At 66.6% G+C, this 15,735-nt stretch carries 17 protein-coding genes and 1 pseudogene; 15 read left to right on the top strand and 3 right to left on the bottom strand.

Annotated features, from left to right (window positions below; genetic code table 11):
* Positions 1-59 precede the first annotated feature (59 nt).
* From GNX96_RS66985 to GNX96_RS01140, 13 genes and pseudogenes are all read left to right on the top strand, one after another.
* Positions 60-2,294, top strand: a complete 2,235-nt coding sequence (locus tag GNX96_RS66985; protein WP_279578990.1) for a sigma factor — start codon at positions 60-62, stop codon at positions 2,292-2,294.
* A gap of 45 nt (positions 2,295-2,339) precedes the next feature.
* Entirely contained in the window at positions 2,340-2,693 is a 354-nt protein-coding gene (locus tag GNX96_RS01195) for a YciI family protein (protein ID WP_279579045.1), read from the top strand.
* Between the two features lie 43 nt (positions 2,694-2,736).
* Positions 2,737-3,003: a hypothetical protein gene (locus GNX96_RS01190; RefSeq protein ID WP_163566671.1), complete on the top strand. Its 267-nt coding sequence runs from the start codon at positions 2,737-2,739 to the stop codon at positions 3,001-3,003.
* A gap of 247 nt (positions 3,004-3,250) precedes the next feature.
* A complete protein-coding gene (locus GNX96_RS01185) occupies positions 3,251-4,555 on the top strand; it encodes an ABC transporter substrate-binding protein (RefSeq protein ID WP_163566670.1) in 1,305 nt (434 codons plus the stop codon).
* Positions 4,552-5,481, top strand: coding sequence for a carbohydrate ABC transporter permease (locus GNX96_RS01180; RefSeq protein WP_279578989.1), 930 nt, complete (start codon positions 4,552-4,554; stop codon positions 5,479-5,481). The genes GNX96_RS01185 and GNX96_RS01180 overlap by 4 nt, the downstream gene beginning before the upstream one ends.
* Positions 5,478-5,726: an ABC transporter permease family protein gene (locus tag GNX96_RS47705; RefSeq protein ID WP_279578988.1), complete on the top strand. Its 249-nt coding sequence runs from the start codon at positions 5,478-5,480 to the stop codon at positions 5,724-5,726. Before GNX96_RS01180 ends, GNX96_RS47705 begins: the two co-directional genes overlap by 4 nt.
* Positions 5,644-6,285 (top strand): carbohydrate ABC transporter permease, encoded by a 642-nt coding sequence (locus tag GNX96_RS01175; RefSeq protein WP_279578987.1) that lies wholly within the window; start codon positions 5,644-5,646, stop codon positions 6,283-6,285. Before GNX96_RS47705 ends, GNX96_RS01175 begins: the two co-directional genes overlap by 83 nt.
* A 77-nt stretch (positions 6,286-6,362) precedes the next feature.
* Complete coding sequence (locus tag GNX96_RS66980; protein WP_279578986.1) at positions 6,363-7,487, top strand: SDR family NAD(P)-dependent oxidoreductase; 1,125 nt, start codon at positions 6,363-6,365, stop codon at positions 7,485-7,487.
* Positions 7,454-7,669, top strand: a complete 216-nt coding sequence (locus tag GNX96_RS01160; RefSeq protein ID WP_163566668.1) for a hypothetical protein — start codon at positions 7,454-7,456, stop codon at positions 7,667-7,669. Before GNX96_RS66980 ends, GNX96_RS01160 begins: the two co-directional genes overlap by 34 nt.
* 160 nt (positions 7,670-7,829) lie before the next feature.
* On the top strand, positions 7,830-8,843 hold the full coding sequence (locus GNX96_RS01155; protein ID WP_279578985.1) for a heparinase II/III domain-containing protein: 1,014 nt from the start codon (positions 7,830-7,832) through the stop codon (positions 8,841-8,843).
* A gap of 67 nt (positions 8,844-8,910) precedes the next feature.
* Positions 8,911-9,912, top strand: coding sequence for a DUF4962 domain-containing protein (locus GNX96_RS01150; RefSeq protein ID WP_163566666.1), 1,002 nt, complete (start codon positions 8,911-8,913; stop codon positions 9,910-9,912).
* Positions 9,881-10,885 carry a heparinase II/III domain-containing protein gene (locus tag GNX96_RS01145; RefSeq protein WP_279578984.1) on the top strand — a complete coding sequence of 335 codons (1,005 nt, stop codon included), beginning with the start codon at positions 9,881-9,883 and terminating at the stop codon, positions 10,883-10,885. Before GNX96_RS01150 ends, GNX96_RS01145 begins: the two co-directional genes overlap by 32 nt.
* Before the next feature lie 126 nt (positions 10,886-11,011).
* Positions 11,012-11,658 (top strand): annotated as a pseudogene (locus tag GNX96_RS01140) (polysaccharide lyase family 7 protein).
* A 133-nt stretch (positions 11,659-11,791) separates the two neighbouring features.
* On the opposite strand, the gene GNX96_RS01135 reads toward GNX96_RS01140, so the two are convergent.
* The 3 genes from GNX96_RS01135 to GNX96_RS01125 form a co-directional block, all read right to left on the bottom strand.
* A complete protein-coding gene (locus GNX96_RS01135; protein ID WP_279578982.1) occupies positions 11,792-12,688 on the bottom strand; it encodes a LacI family DNA-binding transcriptional regulator in 897 nt (298 codons plus the stop codon).
* 452 nt (positions 12,689-13,140) lie between these two features.
* Positions 13,141-13,695 carry a hypothetical protein gene (locus GNX96_RS47700; RefSeq protein ID WP_279578981.1) on the bottom strand — a complete coding sequence of 185 codons (555 nt, stop codon included), beginning with the start codon at positions 13,693-13,695 and terminating at the stop codon, positions 13,141-13,143.
* Between the two features lie 123 nt (positions 13,696-13,818).
* Positions 13,819-14,226 (bottom strand): MGMT family protein, encoded by a 408-nt coding sequence (locus tag GNX96_RS01125; protein ID WP_452124452.1) that lies wholly within the window; start codon positions 14,224-14,226, stop codon positions 13,819-13,821.
* Positions 14,227-14,319: 93 nt separating this feature from the next.
* On the opposite strand from GNX96_RS01125, the gene GNX96_RS01120 reads away from it, so the two are divergent.
* Positions 14,320-14,640, top strand: coding sequence for a hypothetical protein (locus GNX96_RS01120; protein ID WP_163566664.1), 321 nt, complete (start codon positions 14,320-14,322; stop codon positions 14,638-14,640).
* A 101-nt stretch (positions 14,641-14,741) separates the two neighbouring features.
* Complete coding sequence (locus GNX96_RS01115) at positions 14,742-15,530, top strand: hypothetical protein (protein ID WP_163566663.1); 789 nt, start codon at positions 14,742-14,744, stop codon at positions 15,528-15,530.
* The last annotated feature ends 205 nt before the right edge of the window (positions 15,531-15,735 follow it).

The raw sequence follows: 15,735 nt of genomic DNA, 5'->3' as shown, positions 1-15,735 counted from the left end.
TTGTTCCGGCGTTCGCCGATATCTTGTGGTCTGCGGATATCGGCGAAGAGCGGAGGGCCGTGCGGGCCGACGACGAGCAGGACTATGTGGACTACGTGACGTCCGCGCTGCCCTGGCTTCGCCGGCTGGCCTTTCTGCTCTGCCGGGACACCCATCGCGCCGAGGACGTCACACAGACCGCGATCACCAAGCTCTTCGTCCACTGGCAACGCGCGAAGTCCGCGGAGAACCTCGACGCGTACGTCCGCACCATGGTTGTCCGGACGTTCCTCAACGAGCAACGGATGGCGTGGGCGCGCGTACGACTCGTGGGCACGCCTAACGACATCCCGAACGTCACCACCTCACCGGCCCCGGATGTGGAGACGCGCGCGGTCGTGCACACCGCGCTGTCCCGGGTGGCGCCCCGGCAGCGCGCGTGCTGGTGCTCCGCTTCCTCTGCGACCTGCCGGTCAGCGAGGTGGCCCGGGTCCTGGAGTGTTCGGAAGGCAACGTCACGAGTCAAACCGCGCAGGGTCTCAAGAGACTCCGCAAGCTGCTTGGCGACCAAGCCGTCGCCGTGTTGGACGAGCGGTAGCGGCGTGGACCATAAGGACGAGCAAGACGGTGTACGACTGCTGTCGTCGCTGCGCGATTCGGAGCCGGACGGCCCGATCGCGGTGGACGTGCGCCGGGCCGTACGATCCGGCCGCCGCCAGGTCCGGGTCCGGCAGGCCGCGCTGCCCATCGCCGGCGCGATCGCGGTGGTGGCGCTGGTGGCCGGGGTGGCCTTCGCGGTGCACCAGCCGCAGACGCCCACGCCGGCCGCCCATTCGGGCAGTTTTGACGTACGGCGCCAGGCCTTCCACGTCGGCTCGGCCGGCGGCTTCACCCCGGTCACGTACGAGACTGGCCGATATCGGCAGGTCATCCAACTGGTGCCGGCCGACGACCAGGCGATGCCGGCCACCGATGCGACCGTGACCCTTTATGCGGCCGGTTGGTACCCGTACCGCAACGGTCAGGAATGGAGCCCCGGTGGCGAGTCCGCCGACTCGGTGGACGGCCATCGAGCGCGCTGGCTGGCCCCGCCGATGATCCGGTCCGGTGCGGTCGAGCTGGCCTGGGAGTACGCGCCCGGGGCCTGGGGATTCGTGTCGCTGCGAGGCCCCAGCGCGAGCCGCGACCGAGCGTACAAGGTGGCGCTGAGTGTGTGGCCGGGCGCGCACGACGCGGTCCCGATGCCGGCCCAGATCAAGGCGTCCGCGCTCGGCGGCACGCAGGTCGTGGGCACCATCAGCCCGATCGGGACGAAATCGTGGGCCACCCGGGTCGTCGAGGTGCTCTACGGCAGCGACGATCCGCCGATGCCGCCAAACAGCGACACCGGCTATGTCGGCGTCGGGTTGCAGCAGCCGCCGGACACCCCGGCGGCCACCACCCAGATCGGCGGGAAACCGGCCGCGGTGACCCCGACCAGGATCAGTTTCACCGACGGCAGCGGGCTTTTCGTCCAGGTCAGCGACGCCGCCTACCTGACCCAGATCGGCGGCGCGGCGGCGCTCGTACGGATGGCCGGTGACGCCACCGCGACGCGCGAACTTCCACTGGCCCGCAGACCCGTCAGTCACCCCATCGCCGACTATGTTGGCGACCCCTTCGTCGACCCCTTCCTCGACTCAGTCGCCGCGTACACCGAAGCGCGCGGAACTCTGGTCGCTGAACTCGGCGTTGAACCTGGACCGCGGTTACAGAACCTGCATCAGGTCGTGTTGACCGAACACACCAGTTGGCCGCGCCCGCGCACATTTTCCCAGAACGGCAAACAAGAGGCCCCTACCGGATTCCTGCCGGCAGGAATCCGGAACAGTGAGCAATTGCATTCTCGCTCCGCGTTGGCACCGATCCCACCGGTCGGAACCGGATTCGTCCGTCATTTCGGCGGCCCCGTCGAATCGCCGACGCAAGATCGACGAACCACCGCCGTGCCGTTCGTGCCGCCACCGCGCCCGCAGTGGCGGCTGCAGCAAACCTTGCGGCGACTGCTGTTTCTCGCGGCGATGTTGATCACTTGCGCCGCCGCGGTGGCGGCCACTCTCGCGGCGACGATGCCACGAATAGCGGACACCGGCGCACCAGCGACATTTCCCGGCCAGCTGACGGTGCCCGATACGAATGCGACTCACTCGTTTCTGACGAGTCGGCGACTGGACGGCGAAATTCAGCGGGCTGAACAACCCGCCTTGTCGACGGAGTTCACCGAGCGACAAGCGAAAACCTTTGCCGGCCGGTACGACGGGATGCCACCTCCTTAAACTGGTCGGGAAAGTCCCGCACCGAAAGGAACCCACGTGAAATACATGCTGCTCATCTACGGAAACGACCGCACGTGGGGCGAGATGTCCAAGCTCGGCGCCGACCAGGTGATGGCCGCGCACCAGGACGTGATCAAAGACCTGACAGCGGCCGACGAATACCTCGGCAGCGAAGGGCTGACCGCGATCGGCGCCCGTACGGTAAGGGTGTCCGCCGCCGGCGTTCCGGCGGTGACCGACGGACCGTTCACCGAGGCGAAGGAAGTCCTCGCCGGCTATTACCTGATCGACTGCGCCAGCATCGACCGCGCCGCCGAGATCGCCGCCCGCCTCCCGGAGGCCGCCTTCTCCCCCATCGAAGTCCGCCGCGTGATGGCCAACGAGGAAATCACCATGTGACACGACGGACACCGCAGGGCCTCGGCAAAGTCGGGTTCGCGCGATGCTCGGTGTCGAGTGCGGCACAATGTCCCGCAGTCGACGCCGAGTGCGGGACATTGTGCCGCAGTCGATGAAGCTGCACGACCGTGGCACTCTCACCAAGATCTCTTACGAGACCAGCAAAATTCCGACGAGCCCGTGCTTCAGCACCGAGCCCAGCACTGAACCGCACCGAGTCCGCGCACCCGCGGTGGCTGTGCCGGGCAGCAGTTGCTCAGCGCCCGGAGATGGCCAGCGGGCGACCGTGCCTCCCGCAGCTGCGAGCTGACACACCCAGCGAAGTGTCCGTTTCGGCCCGGTGTAACGACATTAACCCGCAGTCCCCGAAGGTGCCGACAGCGGTGGCCCGGTCAGTCGTGGCGACCCCGCGAGGCGGCCGTGGGTCGTTGGTCGGCTGGCATCTTCCTGCCGTCGAACAGCCATTGACAGGGAGTGCGGCGGCTCCTAGCCTCAGGACCCAACATGCGGTAAATCGATGCACCGGCGGCGCTGGCTGGCGGCGAAAGGCGGAGCCCATGGACCGGACGCCCGTGGGGTTTTCGCGCCGGAGCCTGCTGACCGCGGGAGCTGGGCTCACCGCGCTGGGGCTGGCCGGCTGCGGAGCCGGATCCCAGCCGGGGTCGGCCGAGACCGGCCCGGCCGAGGGCTCGATCGCCCTGCTCACGCCGATCTTCGACGGTACGGATGGGAAACATCTGTTGGAGTCAGTGCTGTTGCCCAAGTTTCGGCAGCAGTATCCCAAGGTCACCGTGTCCGTCGACTACACCACCTACGACAAGCTCGACGCCAAGATCACCACTGGGCTGGCCGGCGGCGCGCCGCCGGACGTGCTCATGCTGGGGGTCGGCTGGGTCGAGCCGTTCGCGGCCCGTAACGTGCTCCGCGAGCTCACACCGGCTCCCAGCACTGGCACGTACGCGGCCGACATCCTGGATTCCTGCCGATATGGCGGCAAGCTCTACGCGCTGCCGGTGATGCTGGACAGCCGGATGGGCCTCTACCGCAAGGACCTCCTCGGCAAGGCCGGCCTGACCCAACCGCCATCCACACTGGACGAAATCCGGCAGTACGCCGTGCAGCTCACCGATCGGCAGGGCGGCCGGCTGAACCGTACCGGCCTGGACTTCCTCAGCCTGGACACCCGGCAGATGTTCGAGACCGTCCTGTTCGCCTTCGGCGGGGCGCTGTTCACCGCCGGGAAGCCGACTTTCCAGGACGAACGCGGGGTAGCCGCGTTGCAGTGGCTAACCGACCTGCAGCGCAAAGACAAGGTTATCGACGCCGGTTTCTCTTCCACCACAACCACATCGCTTCCGATCGCGGACGGACGAGCCGCGATGGCGGTGGCTCATAACAACTGGTGGCCGACGATTCTCAAGACCCATCCCGAAACCAAGGACCAGCTCGCGCCTTTCCTGTTCGACCAAAGCAAGCCGTCGATTTTCGCCGGCGGCACCCTGGTGAGCGTCTCGGCGCAGTCGCAGCACCCCTGGGCCGCCCAGGCACTGGCCCGCTATCTCGGCAGCGCCGACGTTTCGCTGGCCGCGAGCCAACAACGCGGGAACGTGCCGGCACAACTGTCCAGTTTTGGACTCGCCGTACGTGAAGGGCGATCCGCTGGTCCAGTTCGCCCTGTCCAACCTGAAATACGCTCGGCACGAGGGCGGGACGCCGGCCTGGCTGCAGATCCGCAGCGAGTTCAAAGCGGCCGTACAAGCCGCATTGCTCGGGCAGCAGTCGCCGAAACAGGCATTGGACGCGTTGGCGAAAACAGCCACCGCCGCGATCGCCAACGCGGCCCAGAAATAGCGGTTCGGTGACCGCGCTTCAAGTGCTTCCGAAAATTCGCCGGGACGCCGTCGACCGGCCCCGCCGGCGCGGCAGCGTGAGCGCCACCCAGCGTCGGGCAGCCTGGTTGATGGTCGCGCCGGCGGGCCTGCACGCGCTGATCTGGATCGCCGTCCCGGTAGTGGCCACTTTTGTGTTGTCAGTGACCAACTACAGCGTGCTGGAGCCACTGCGGTTCGTCGGGCTCGGCAATTACGTGACGGCGTTCGCCGATCCGGTTTTCCAAGCCTCCATCGTGCACACCGCGGTCTACACGTTCTTCACCGTGCCGGTGGCGATGGCGATCGCGGTTTTCCTCGCGGTTCTGCTCAACCTGCAGATCCAGGCGCGCTCCTGGTATCGCGCCGCGTATTTTCTCCCACAGGTCACCGCAACCGTGGCGGTCGCGATGGTGTGGCTGCAGATCTACGACCCGCAGAACGGGCTGGCCAACAAGGTGCTGGCGTTGCTCGGCATCACCGGCCCGGCCTGGTTGGCCGATCCCGGGTTCGCGCTGCCGTCGGTTATCGTGGTCGGCATCTGGCAGGGCATCGGGATCAAAATGCTGATCTATTTGGCCGCCCTGCAGAACATCCCGGCGGACCTGTACGAAGCGGCCGCGCTCGACGGCGCGAACGGGTGGCAGCGATTCCGCCGCATCACGCTCCCGATGCTGCGGCCAGCGACGTTTTTTCGCCGCCGTCGTCTCGGTGATCAGCGCCTTTCAGGTCTTCGACCAGGTGTACGTGCTGACCGAGGGCGGACCCGCCAACGCCACCACGATGATGACGTACGAGGTGTACAAAAGCGCCTTCGTCAACTTCCAAATGGGATTGGCCTGCGCGAAATCGGTGGTGTTGTTCGTGTTCCTCTTCGGGCTGACGCTGCTCAACCGCACACTCACCGGAGGCCGCGATGAGGATTAGACCGCTGCGGATCGCCACCCATGCACTGCTTGTTCTTACGGCGACCGGGATGATCCTGCCGTTTCTGTGGATGGCCGTCACCTCTCTGAAAACCAGCAAGGAGGTGGCCGCATATCCGACCCAGTGGCTGCCATCGAGCTGGCAGCTCGGAAACTATGCCAGCGCCATGCAGGCGGCTCCTTTCGATCTCTATTTCCGGAACAGCATTATCATCGCGATGGGCCACGTCGTGGTGTGAACCTGATATTGGCGTCACTGGCCGGTTATGCCCTCGCCCGTACCGATTCCGCGGCCGACAGGTGGTCTTCCTCGGTTTCGTGGCGATGTTGATGATCCCCACCTACACCAAGATCGTGCCGCAGTTCCTGATCGTGAAGCTGATGCCGCTGTTCGGCGGGAACAACATCCTCGGCGAGGGCGGCTCCGGCTGGATCAACACCTGGTGGGCACTCATCGTGCCGGGCGCGGTCACCCCGTTCGCGGTTTTCCTCTTTCGGCAGTTCTACCTGTCCATCCCGCACGAACTGGAGGAGGCGGCCCGCATCGACGGGCTCGGCGAGTGGCGGATCTGGGGGCAGATCGCCAGCCCGCTGGTCAAACCCGCCTTCGTCACGGTGGCGCTACTAACTTTCCAGGAATCGTTCAACAACTTTCTCTGGCCGCTGCTGGTCACCACCCACGACGACCTGCGGGTGATCCAGGTCGGCCTGACCGTGCTGAAACAGGCCGGCGAGAGCGGCGGCACCCAGTGGAACCTGCTGATGGCCGGCACACCACCCCTGCCAGCCTGCCGATGATCGTGCTTTTCCTGCTGACGCAGCGCTATTTCGTCCGCGGCCTGGCCACCACCGGCCTCAAGTGAAGGAGACTGCGAGTGACTGCTGACCTGACCGCCTCCCGTGCGCTGGTGACCGGCGCTGGCCATGGCATCGGACGAGCGATCGCGGTGGCGCTGGCCGACGCCGGCGCCGACGTGGCGATCCACTATGGACAGTCCGAGGACGGCGCCGAGGACACCGCCGCGCGGATCATTTCCGCCGGCCGCCGGGCCAAGACCTTCCAAGCGGACGTACGCGATTCCGCCGAGGTCAGCACCCTGGTCTCCGATGCGACCGATTTCCTTGGTGGACTGGATATTCTGGTCACCAACGCCGGCCACCTGGTGGGCCGCGCGCTGGTCGCCGAGATGACCGACGACCACTGGCAGCAGGTGCTCGACGTGAACCTGACCTCCACCTTCCTGACCTGCCGGGCGGCACTGCCCAGTCTGATCGCAAGCCGCGGCCGGATCGTCACGATGGCGAGCCTGGCCGCCCACAACGGCGGCGGCGCCGGCGCGACGGGCGTACGCGGCCGCGAAGGCGGGTGTTGTCGGGTTTACCAAGGCGCTGGCCAAAGAAGTCGGTCCACAGGGCGTCACGGTCAACGCGGTAGCCCCGGGCTTCATTGCCGGCACTGCCTTCCACGACACGTTCACGCCTGCGGACGCGCAAAAGGCGATGGTCGCGGGCATTCCGGTCGGCCGTGGCGGGACGCCCGAGGATGTCGCTGCCGCGGTGGTCTATCTGAGCTCGCCGGCGGCTGGATTCGTGTCCGGCGCGACCCTCGACCTGACCGGAGCGCAGTGGGTCAGGTGAGCGCCGTTGGCCGCCACCTGACCATCCCAGACCGGGCCGGCGGCTGGTGGCACGAGTACGTGTGCCCAGTGCACGGCGTGGAACTTCTGCCCGCACACAACGATTCCTTCCCTTGCTCGTACGGCTGTGTGCTGACCGGCGAGCCGTACACCGGCGCCTGGGCGGTTCTCGCGCACCAGGCGGCGGCCCGGTCACTGCGGCGGCTCGCGGGTGCGGGCCCGTGCCGGCGACCGGGAGGCCGCCGACCTCGCCATCGACGGCCTGAACCGCTACGCGGACCTTTACGCACGGCTCGGCGCGACCACCCATCCCGACGCTCAGGGGTGGGATGCTGTCCGGCCGACTTTTCCAGCAGGCACTGACCGAAGCGATCTGGGGCACCTCGCTGGCCCATGCCGTGCACACCCCGGCACCGGCACCGTCGACCGCGAGCGGCTCCTGCCTGCGGCGGAACTTCTCCGCGACATCAGGGAAAGTGCTCGTTCGGCTCGTCAACTGCTGGTCGAGCGGGGCGATTTTCGGCATAACTACACAGCTTGGCTGAACGCGGCGGGCGCGTCCGTGAGTCACGCTTTGGCTCTGTTGGGCGAAGCCGACGAGGCCGCCGACTGGGTGGCCGGGCCCTATGGCATCGGGGAACACGCGCGGCGGCGATCAACGGCGACGGGTGGGAATGGGAAGGCAGCACGTACTATCACGTTTTCGTGCTTCGAGCGTATTTGCTGGCCATCCGTGACTGTCCACATGAGACGTTGCCACCGGGACTGTCCCATCGCCTCCACGACATGATCGAGGTGGTCGCCGTGCTGGCCACCAAAAACGGCCAGCTGCCGGCCTTGCAGGACACGCCGTACGGCGGCGCGCGCTGGGACGACGAGATAGCCGAGCTATGCCTGTTGGCGGCACAACTCCCGCACTCCCCCAGCTTGGTCTTTCTTCGGCCAAAAAGTGGGGAGAGTTGGCGCGAAGCCGAAGCCGCCGGATGGTTGGGCGGTGATGATCTGGGCGACCTGACCAAAACCGGCCGATCCAGCCGGCTGTTTCCCGACGCCGGCTACGCCGTGCTCAGCGGCACCGGCTACCGGGCGATCCTGGATTTCGGGCCGCACGGCGGATCGCATGGCCACCTGGGCAAACTCGCGCTCTATCTTTACGGTCCGACTGCCGGTTGGCAGCCTGCGTACGGCGTGCCGCCCTACGCCCATTCACTGAGGCGCGACTACTACCGCCGCACGGCCGCGCATCCTACCCTCACGGTGGATGGGGCGGACCAGCGCGAGGCGACTGGCCAGCTGCTCTACTGGCGGCCCGGACCGTCCACTGTGGTCGGTGCCAGCGCGGAGGTCTATCCCGGTGTTCGGTTCGAGCGGCACGTACGGGCCGACCCGGAACACCTGGTCGACGTCGTACGAGTGGCGGCTGACCGGGACCGCGACTTCGTCCTGCACCTGCGGTCCGATGTGGACACCCAGGTGCGACACACCGCCATCGGCTACCAAACCTGGTGGCCTGGCGACGGCGGACTGACCGGACACCACGCCAGCATCCCGGCGGCGGCGCTGGGCACCGGCCCGGACCTGGGCCCAGCGGACGATCCGATCCGCAGCGGACCCGTCCGCACCTGCGGTGGCGAGTTTTCGGCCGACAAGCGGTGTTCGTATCGGCCTATTCCCGAACCGCCACCGGGCTCCGGGTCGAACAGACCGACGGTCGATTGATCGTCCACATCGGACATTCTGACGGTGGCACGGTCCGTTGGCCGGTCGCGGACAGAGAGTGGGACTGATGACCGATCCCCAGTTGCTGCTCGGCGACGGCCGGCTGGCGAGGCTGCGCACCGAAATCCGGGACCCGCGAGCCGCCCAGTTCCACCGGTTGCTTGACCAGTGTGACTATTACACCACCGAGAATCCGCCGAAAGAGCACCCGGAAGCATCCATCACCTATCTTGGCCCGGCCTCGGCAGGTTTCGCGCTGGCGTACCGGTTGACGGACCAGCCGCAGTTCCTCGCACAAGCTCGCCGCTGGATCGCCGCGGCCGTGTCGTACCCGCACTGGGGCCGGGCCCATCTGCCCGACCACGACCTGGACGCCGGCTGGCTGCTGCTGCATGGGCTTGGCCTCGCGTACGACTGGCTGCGCGATGCCCTGCCAGCGCCCGAAATAACTGCCCTGCGGGAAAAGCTGATCCTGCAGGCGGACCGCATCTACCGGTACGCGGTGGAAACCGAGGGTCAATGGTGGTCGTCCTCGTACTGGCAAAACCACAACTGGATCTGCTATGCCGGGCTGCTCACCGCTGGTTATGCGTTGCGCGACGAACATCCGGCCGCGAAAGACTGGTCAGCGCGGGCGGTGGACAACTTCCGTACAGTTTCCAAGATGTTGCCGGCCGACGGGTCGGACAGCGAAGGAATTGTCTACTGGCGCTATGGCGTGCCGTGGCTCGCCATCGCTTTCGATTTGATCGCGGACCAGGACGGCGTCGACCTCTTCGAGTCCTGCGCCTTCCTGCGCCGAACATTTTTCTACCGGCTGCACCAAAGTTTGCCTGGCTGGGAACACATCGTCGACCACGGCGACTGCCATGACCGGCGCAGCGGCCACAGCCTCGCGCTCTACCACAAACTCGCGAGCGCCTATCGCATCCCGCAGGCGCAGTGGCTGGCCGAGCACGTGCGGGAACATTTCCTTGGTCGCGAGTGGCACGAGAGTGGGGTGAAGCCAGGCGTCCGCGCGGGAGGGCTATCTGGAATTGCTCTGGTACGACCCGACCGTGCCGGCTGAGCCGCCGGACAAACTGCCGTTGTCGGCGTACTTTCCGGACCTGGGCTTGGTCACCGCCCGGACGAGCTGGGACGACAACGCCGTTTCGTTGTCGTTCAAAGCTTCCCCCGGCGGCGGCCACAGCGCTTGGGAAACAAGCCACTGGCTGTGGGCCGAGCGCGGCTGGGAAACGCTCAACGCCGGCCACCACCATCCAGACGCCAACACGTTCGTCCTCAATGGACACGGCTCGCCGCTGGTCGTCGAAGACGGCTATGCCAACGAAAAACTGACGTCGAACCACAATGTCGTGCTGGTCGACGGCACCGGCTATGCCGGCGATGGCCGCTATCACGTCTACCGCGACCTGCCCGAAAGCCACCTGGCGCGGGTTTATGACGTACAAACCGAACAAGGGTGGGTGCACGCGGTCGGTGAGGTCGCGGCGATGTATCCACCGGAGCTGGGAGTGGTACGAGCGACCCGCCAAATTTTGTTCAGCCCGACTGGAAGTCTGCTCGTCATCGACGACCTGGCCGCCGAGAGCGAACGCACCTGGACCTGGTTGCTGCACAGCGACCAGCCCACGATCGCGCTGTCGGACGGCCGATTCGTCGTACGCAATGGATCCGGCGCGCTCGTGCTATCCACGTTTCAGCAGGGAATCATCCGGCCGGACCACACTGTCGTACGTGCGAACCCCACCGCCAGCACTCCGAGCCTCACTGTCGGCCGCACGCTGCACACGCTGCGCCGAGAACTGGGCCCGGTCAGGTCCGCGCGTTTCGTCAGCTTGCTTTTGCCCGGCTCCGCGTTGGAAAAGACACCCGACGATGCCGCCCACCTCTCCCCGGATCTGGTGAGCTGGACGCACGACGGGTGGGATTTCCAGGTCCAACTGGACATCCAGGAAATGACCATCGTCGACGCGGTCGCGCGGTCCGATGCCACGGTCCGGCGGATCCGCCCCACCACAGGAAGGCGCTTGCCATGACCATCCGAGCCCACGTCCAGCGGACTCTCGTCCTGGGCGCCGTCATCGCGGCGGTGTCCGCGACCGCCACCGCGCCGGCCAGCCAGCGCCGGACATCATCCTCAGACCTGCCAATATCCAGCAGATGTGCTGAGTTTGGCCAACTGGAAGGAAACCCTGCCCATTGGTTCGTCGGGCAGCCCGACCGAAATCAAGCAGCCGGCGCTGAAGACGTACGTGAAGTCGCCGTGGTTCGTGCCTACCTCCGGCTGTCACGGCGTGCAGTTCCGCGCCGCGGTGAACGGTGTCACCACCAGCGGTTCCGGCTATCCGCGGTCGGAGTTGCGGGAAATGGCCAACAACGGGACCGAAAACGCGAGCTGGTCAGCGGACTCCGGACTCACACCATGGTCATCGACGAAGCGATCACCCACCTGCCAAACGACAAGCCGCAGGTCGTCGCCGGCCAGATCCACGACGCCGACGACGATGTGACGGTTTTCCGGCTTGAGGGCACGAATCTCTACGTCACTGACGGAAACACCACGCACCACAAGCTGGTCACCAGCAACTACCAGCTGGGCACCCAGTTCGAGGCGAAATTCGTGGCCAGCGGCGGCCAAATCCAGGCGTACTACAACGGTGTGCTGCAGACGACCATCGCCAACAGCAGTTCCAGCGACTATTTCAAGGCCGGCGCTTACACCCAGGCGAACTGCGGCAACTCCGATCCGTGCAGCAGCTCGAATTACGGCGAGGTCATCATCTACCAGGTCACTGTGACTCACCAGTAGCACATCGACCGGTGGAAGCCCGGACGATGAGTTCGGGTCGCATCAGCACGGACTGTCCCGGTTGGCCAGCGGCGCCGTCGAGCAAGTAGTCGACGGTCGCCGGCCATGCCCGGCAGCGGCTGCCGAATCGTGGTCAGCGCCGGGAAAGTGAGATCGGCCAGCATGATGTCGTCGAACCCGACGACCGACCGACGTCAGCACCCACCCGCAAGCCGGCGTCCCTTACGCCCGCGCAAACACCGATCGCGAACATGTCATTAGTAGCCACAAAAGCCGTCGGCGGGCAGGGGCGGCTCAACAGCTCGCGGGCCGCCGCCCGGCCGACCTCGGCAGCGTCAAGATCTCCGGCCCGGCCAGAACCGCTGTCTTTCCACACCAGGACCTCATTCGCGGCAATGCCGGCGCGGTCCACAGTGGACAGAAAACCGTCCAGCCGTTCTTTGCGGTTGACGCTGTGCACCCGACCGGACACGAACGCCAGCCGGCGGTGACCCAGCTCCAGCAGGTGGCTGGTGGCAAGCTGCGCCCCGAGCGAGTTGTCGACGCTGACATTGGTCAGGGACGGTGGATCGCCGAGCTGGCTGGTTCGGTCGAAAGCGACGATCGTCATGCCGCGCTCCAGAAAAGGCTGCACGTGGGAGATCGAGGGCAGCGACGAGCACAGCAGCACGCTGCTCACCCCGTCGGCCCAGAGTTCCTCCAAATACTCGGCTTCGCGTTGCGGATCTCGCTCACTGTTACACAGCAGCACCCGAAAACCCGACCGCAGTGCCACACTTTCCACCAGTTGCGCGAAAGTGCCCCAGAACGGGTTGGCCACCGACGGCACCACCAACCCGAGCATCTGGATCCGGCCGGTACGCAGCTGCCGGGCCGCCCGGTTCGGCCGGTAGCCCAGCTGGGCGATCGCCTGCTCGACCCGCACCTTGGTCTCCGGCAGCATCCGGCTGTCCCGGCCGTTGAGCACATTGGACACCGTGCTGGGTGACACGTTCGCGGCCCTGGCCACTTCCTGGATCGTTACGGCCACCGGTCCACCTTCCGAGTACGAGCGCCGGTAAAACGATACACCAACAGGCGTACCGTTCGGGCCTACCGGCGGCGTCCGCCACCGTGGTCCACTCGGCGAGCAGTTCGAACAGGCCTGCGACCCGCTGGACCACCTCGTCTATCGACGTGTCCCGGTTATACGAGGACGTGCCGAGATCGTCGGAGACCACCCGGCCGAGGATGGCCGGCGGCAGCCAGCTGTATTTCGCCGCGCCACAGGCCGCGATGGTAGTGCGCACTTGATCCGGCGAGCCAGACCAGCCACCGTCCCGCAGGCCGATGAGATAGCCGTCGACAGCCGTCTCGGCGACCTCCGCGACCAGCCTCGGGTCCATCAACCCATCGGCGAAACTGTCCACGATCAGGTTGGACACGTCCTCGCCGACCGCTCCCTCGCCGACGAAAGACCAGTCCAGCAGGACGGATTTTCCTTCACTGTCCAGAAGATTCGCTGGCCAGACATCGAGATGGCAGAGCGTACGCGGAGCGGCCCGCGCGACGGCGAGAAATCCGTTCCCGGTTGGGCCACAGCCAGCCCAGCCGCCGCTCCCGTACCGACGCTCGCCATCCGGTGACCCTGGGGTGGTCCCAAAAGTTGTCCTGGATCCGCACCGAAAGACTCGGCCCCTCTACCAAATACTGGGCCAGCCATTGCCGCGACAACCAGTCAGTGCCCGGCACTCGGCCAACCCAGCGCGCCTGACCGGTCCCCAGCTCGTACGCGAACCGCGCGATCCGTGGGACCGACCACGAAAAGCCGTCGGTGCCGCTGACATCGGCCAGCCAGAACTCCACCAGGCCGTCCGGACGTACGGTCGACTCCAGCAGGTCCGCGGTGGTGATGCCGGTGCCGGCGTACGCGGTGGCCGTCAACCCGCTGGTGTAGGCCAAAGCCTCCCGCCGCCAGTAGTTCCAGTGCGACGGATCGTCGCTCGTGGGCCAAAATCCGACATGCCCGTCAACCGGTGGACTGGAGATCTTCAGCACCGCGGAGCCGAGCGGTCCCGCGCACCCGCCAGATGCCCAAGGTCGCGGCATTTCCCTTGTTGTGGCGCAATAGTTCCGCACTGACAGCCCCGCGACCGAGCCGGTCGGGCAACCGTGAGCACCTCACCGTCGTACCGTCGCCGAGGTCCAACAAGACGCCATCCGCGTCGTTTTCCACGTGTCAGACCTCGAACAGACCCAGTTGCGACTCGTCCACCGGCGCCGGCACGGCTGCTTCCCCCAGCGATACCGCCGCAGGTCGACCTTGCCGTCCACCGACGGCACGCCTTCGGCCCGCAGCCTCGCCAACTGGTCGTCACGCAGGTGCGGCGAGCAGGTCCCACTAGCGTGCAGCACCCGCTGCCACGGCAGTTCGGCGCCCTCCAACGACAACACCTGGCCGACCACCTGGGCCGTCGGCGCCTGCGCCAAAGTGGCGACATCGCCGTACGTGGCCACCCGTCCGGCCGGGATCCGGGCGATCACCGCGCGAACCCGCGCGACCACCTCGTGCTCCACACCCGCGATCACGCGCTCCTCCTGTCATTCATTCAGCAGCAAAACCAGGACAGTACCGCACCGAATACCTTTACTTCGCCGGGTGAGCGGGACGAGACTGCAGGAATGATCACCAGGACCTGGTCAGCGCGCGCCACCGAAGCCGGCGCCCGCGACTACCACACCTATTTCGACCAGACTCTGTTGCCGGAGCTGCGCAAGCTGGCCGGCTTCGGCGGCGCGTACCTGCTGTCCAGGGACCACGACGACATCGTCGAACTGACCGTGCACACATTCTGGGATTCCTTCGACGCGATCACCTCCTTCGCCGGCGAGACCTTCACCGTCGCCGTGGTCGAGCCGGAGGCACAGGCGATGCTGCTGGAAATCGACCCGACCGTCAGCCACCGGACCGTTCTCGTCGACAGGCGGCCGAGCCGGGAGTAGATTGTTCGGCGAGGAAATGCCATGGATCGCGACGAGTTCACAACCCCGGGCGACACCGTCTCCGCCGAACGCCACCAGCGGCGCTGATCGGTGGGTGGCCGATGGATTTCGTGGTCACCGCCACCGACCGAGCGGCCTTCAAACGCTGCCGGCGACAGTGGGACTTCGGCTCGGCGCACCGCCGCGACCTGGAACCGGCGGACCCGGCGCAGGTCAGCCTGCAAAACGCGATCAAGGACGCGTTGGCCGTCTACTACTATCCGGGCACCTGGGACTGGCCGCGCCAGATCGTCCTTCCGTTGGTGTACAAGGGATTCGAGCGCTCCATGGGCGAGGCGCCAGGGTCCGCCACTGGCACGGACATTCTTCGGCAGTACATCAAATGGGCGCCAACGCTCGACGACTTCGCGCCGATCAAGATCGACCACGACGTGGACGGCATGGTCGCCGATCCGTCGGTGCCCAACCGCGGCCTGCTGACCGCGGACGGCCGGCGAGTCAGCTACGCCGGTCGGGTCGATCTGCTCGCCGTCGACGCCACCGACATTTATTGGGTCGTACGCCATCAGGTCGTGCCGGACTGGCAGGACCTGGAGGCGCTGGTGTTGGACGAGGAGGCGGTGGCCGGCTGCTGGGCGTGGGAGCAGGCGTACCTCGGCATGGAGATCGCCGGCACCATTCACAACGAAATCCGAACGGCGGTTTCCGAGCAGCAGCGGGAAAGTCCGGAAATCGATGCGCTGGAGCCACCGCGAGTCGCCCAGCACGAACCCAGCGGCGGGGGTCGATCGATCCCGCAGCACCGCCGGCTCTACGCCCGCGGACTGCCCACCTCCGGTGCCAGCCGGGTGGATCAACGCACCGCCGGCCCGCTCCGCCGCCGCCCCTGATTCGCCGTACCCGCCCCGAAATCGCCGCCGCCGGCCGCCCCTCATCGGCGAAGAGGCCCTGGCCATGTCCGCCGCCGACCTCGCCGCTTACCCCACCCCCCCGCCCACACTGCCGGGACTGCGCCTTCGCCACGCCTTGTCTTGCCATCACCGCCTGCGTAGACCCCACGCCAGCTCTGGCCAGCTTCCGTCGACGCCCGGCGAC

The sequence above is a fragment of the Fodinicola feengrottensis genome (assembly GCF_010993775.1).
GTDB lineage: Bacteria > Actinomycetota > Actinomycetes > Mycobacteriales > HKI-0501 > Fodinicola > Fodinicola feengrottensis.
The sequence above is the reverse complement of the archived record's forward strand: the minus strand, read 5'-3'. Positions and strand labels throughout refer to the sequence as shown.

Bases quoted from the DNA above. Each gene is read 5' to 3' on its own strand.
- GNX96_RS01195 (WP_279579045.1), top strand. From the start codon at position 2,340: ATGCTGCTCATCTACGGAAACGACCGCACGTGGGGCGAGATGTCCAAG.
- GNX96_RS01190 (WP_163566671.1), top strand. From the start codon at position 2,737: ATGCTCGGTGTCGAGTGCGGCACAATGTCCCGCAGTCGACGCCGAGTG.
- GNX96_RS01185 (WP_163566670.1), top strand. From the start codon at position 3,251: ATGGACCGGACGCCCGTGGGGTTTTCGCGCCGGAGCCTGCTGACCGCG.
- GNX96_RS47705 (WP_279578988.1), top strand. From the start codon at position 5,478: ATGAGGATTAGACCGCTGCGGATCGCCACCCATGCACTGCTTGTTCTT.
- GNX96_RS01175 (WP_279578987.1), top strand. From the start codon at position 5,644: ATGCCAGCGCCATGCAGGCGGCTCCTTTCGATCTCTATTTCCGGAACA.
- GNX96_RS01160 (WP_163566668.1), top strand. From the start codon at position 7,454: ATGCTGTCCGGCCGACTTTTCCAGCAGGCACTGACCGAAGCGATCTGG.
- GNX96_RS01150 (WP_163566666.1), top strand. From the start codon at position 8,911: ATGACCGATCCCCAGTTGCTGCTCGGCGACGGCCGGCTGGCGAGGCTG.
- GNX96_RS01120 (WP_163566664.1), top strand. From the start codon at position 14,320: ATGATCACCAGGACCTGGTCAGCGCGCGCCACCGAAGCCGGCGCCCGC.
- GNX96_RS01115 (WP_163566663.1), top strand. From the start codon at position 14,742: ATGGATTTCGTGGTCACCGCCACCGACCGAGCGGCCTTCAAACGCTGC.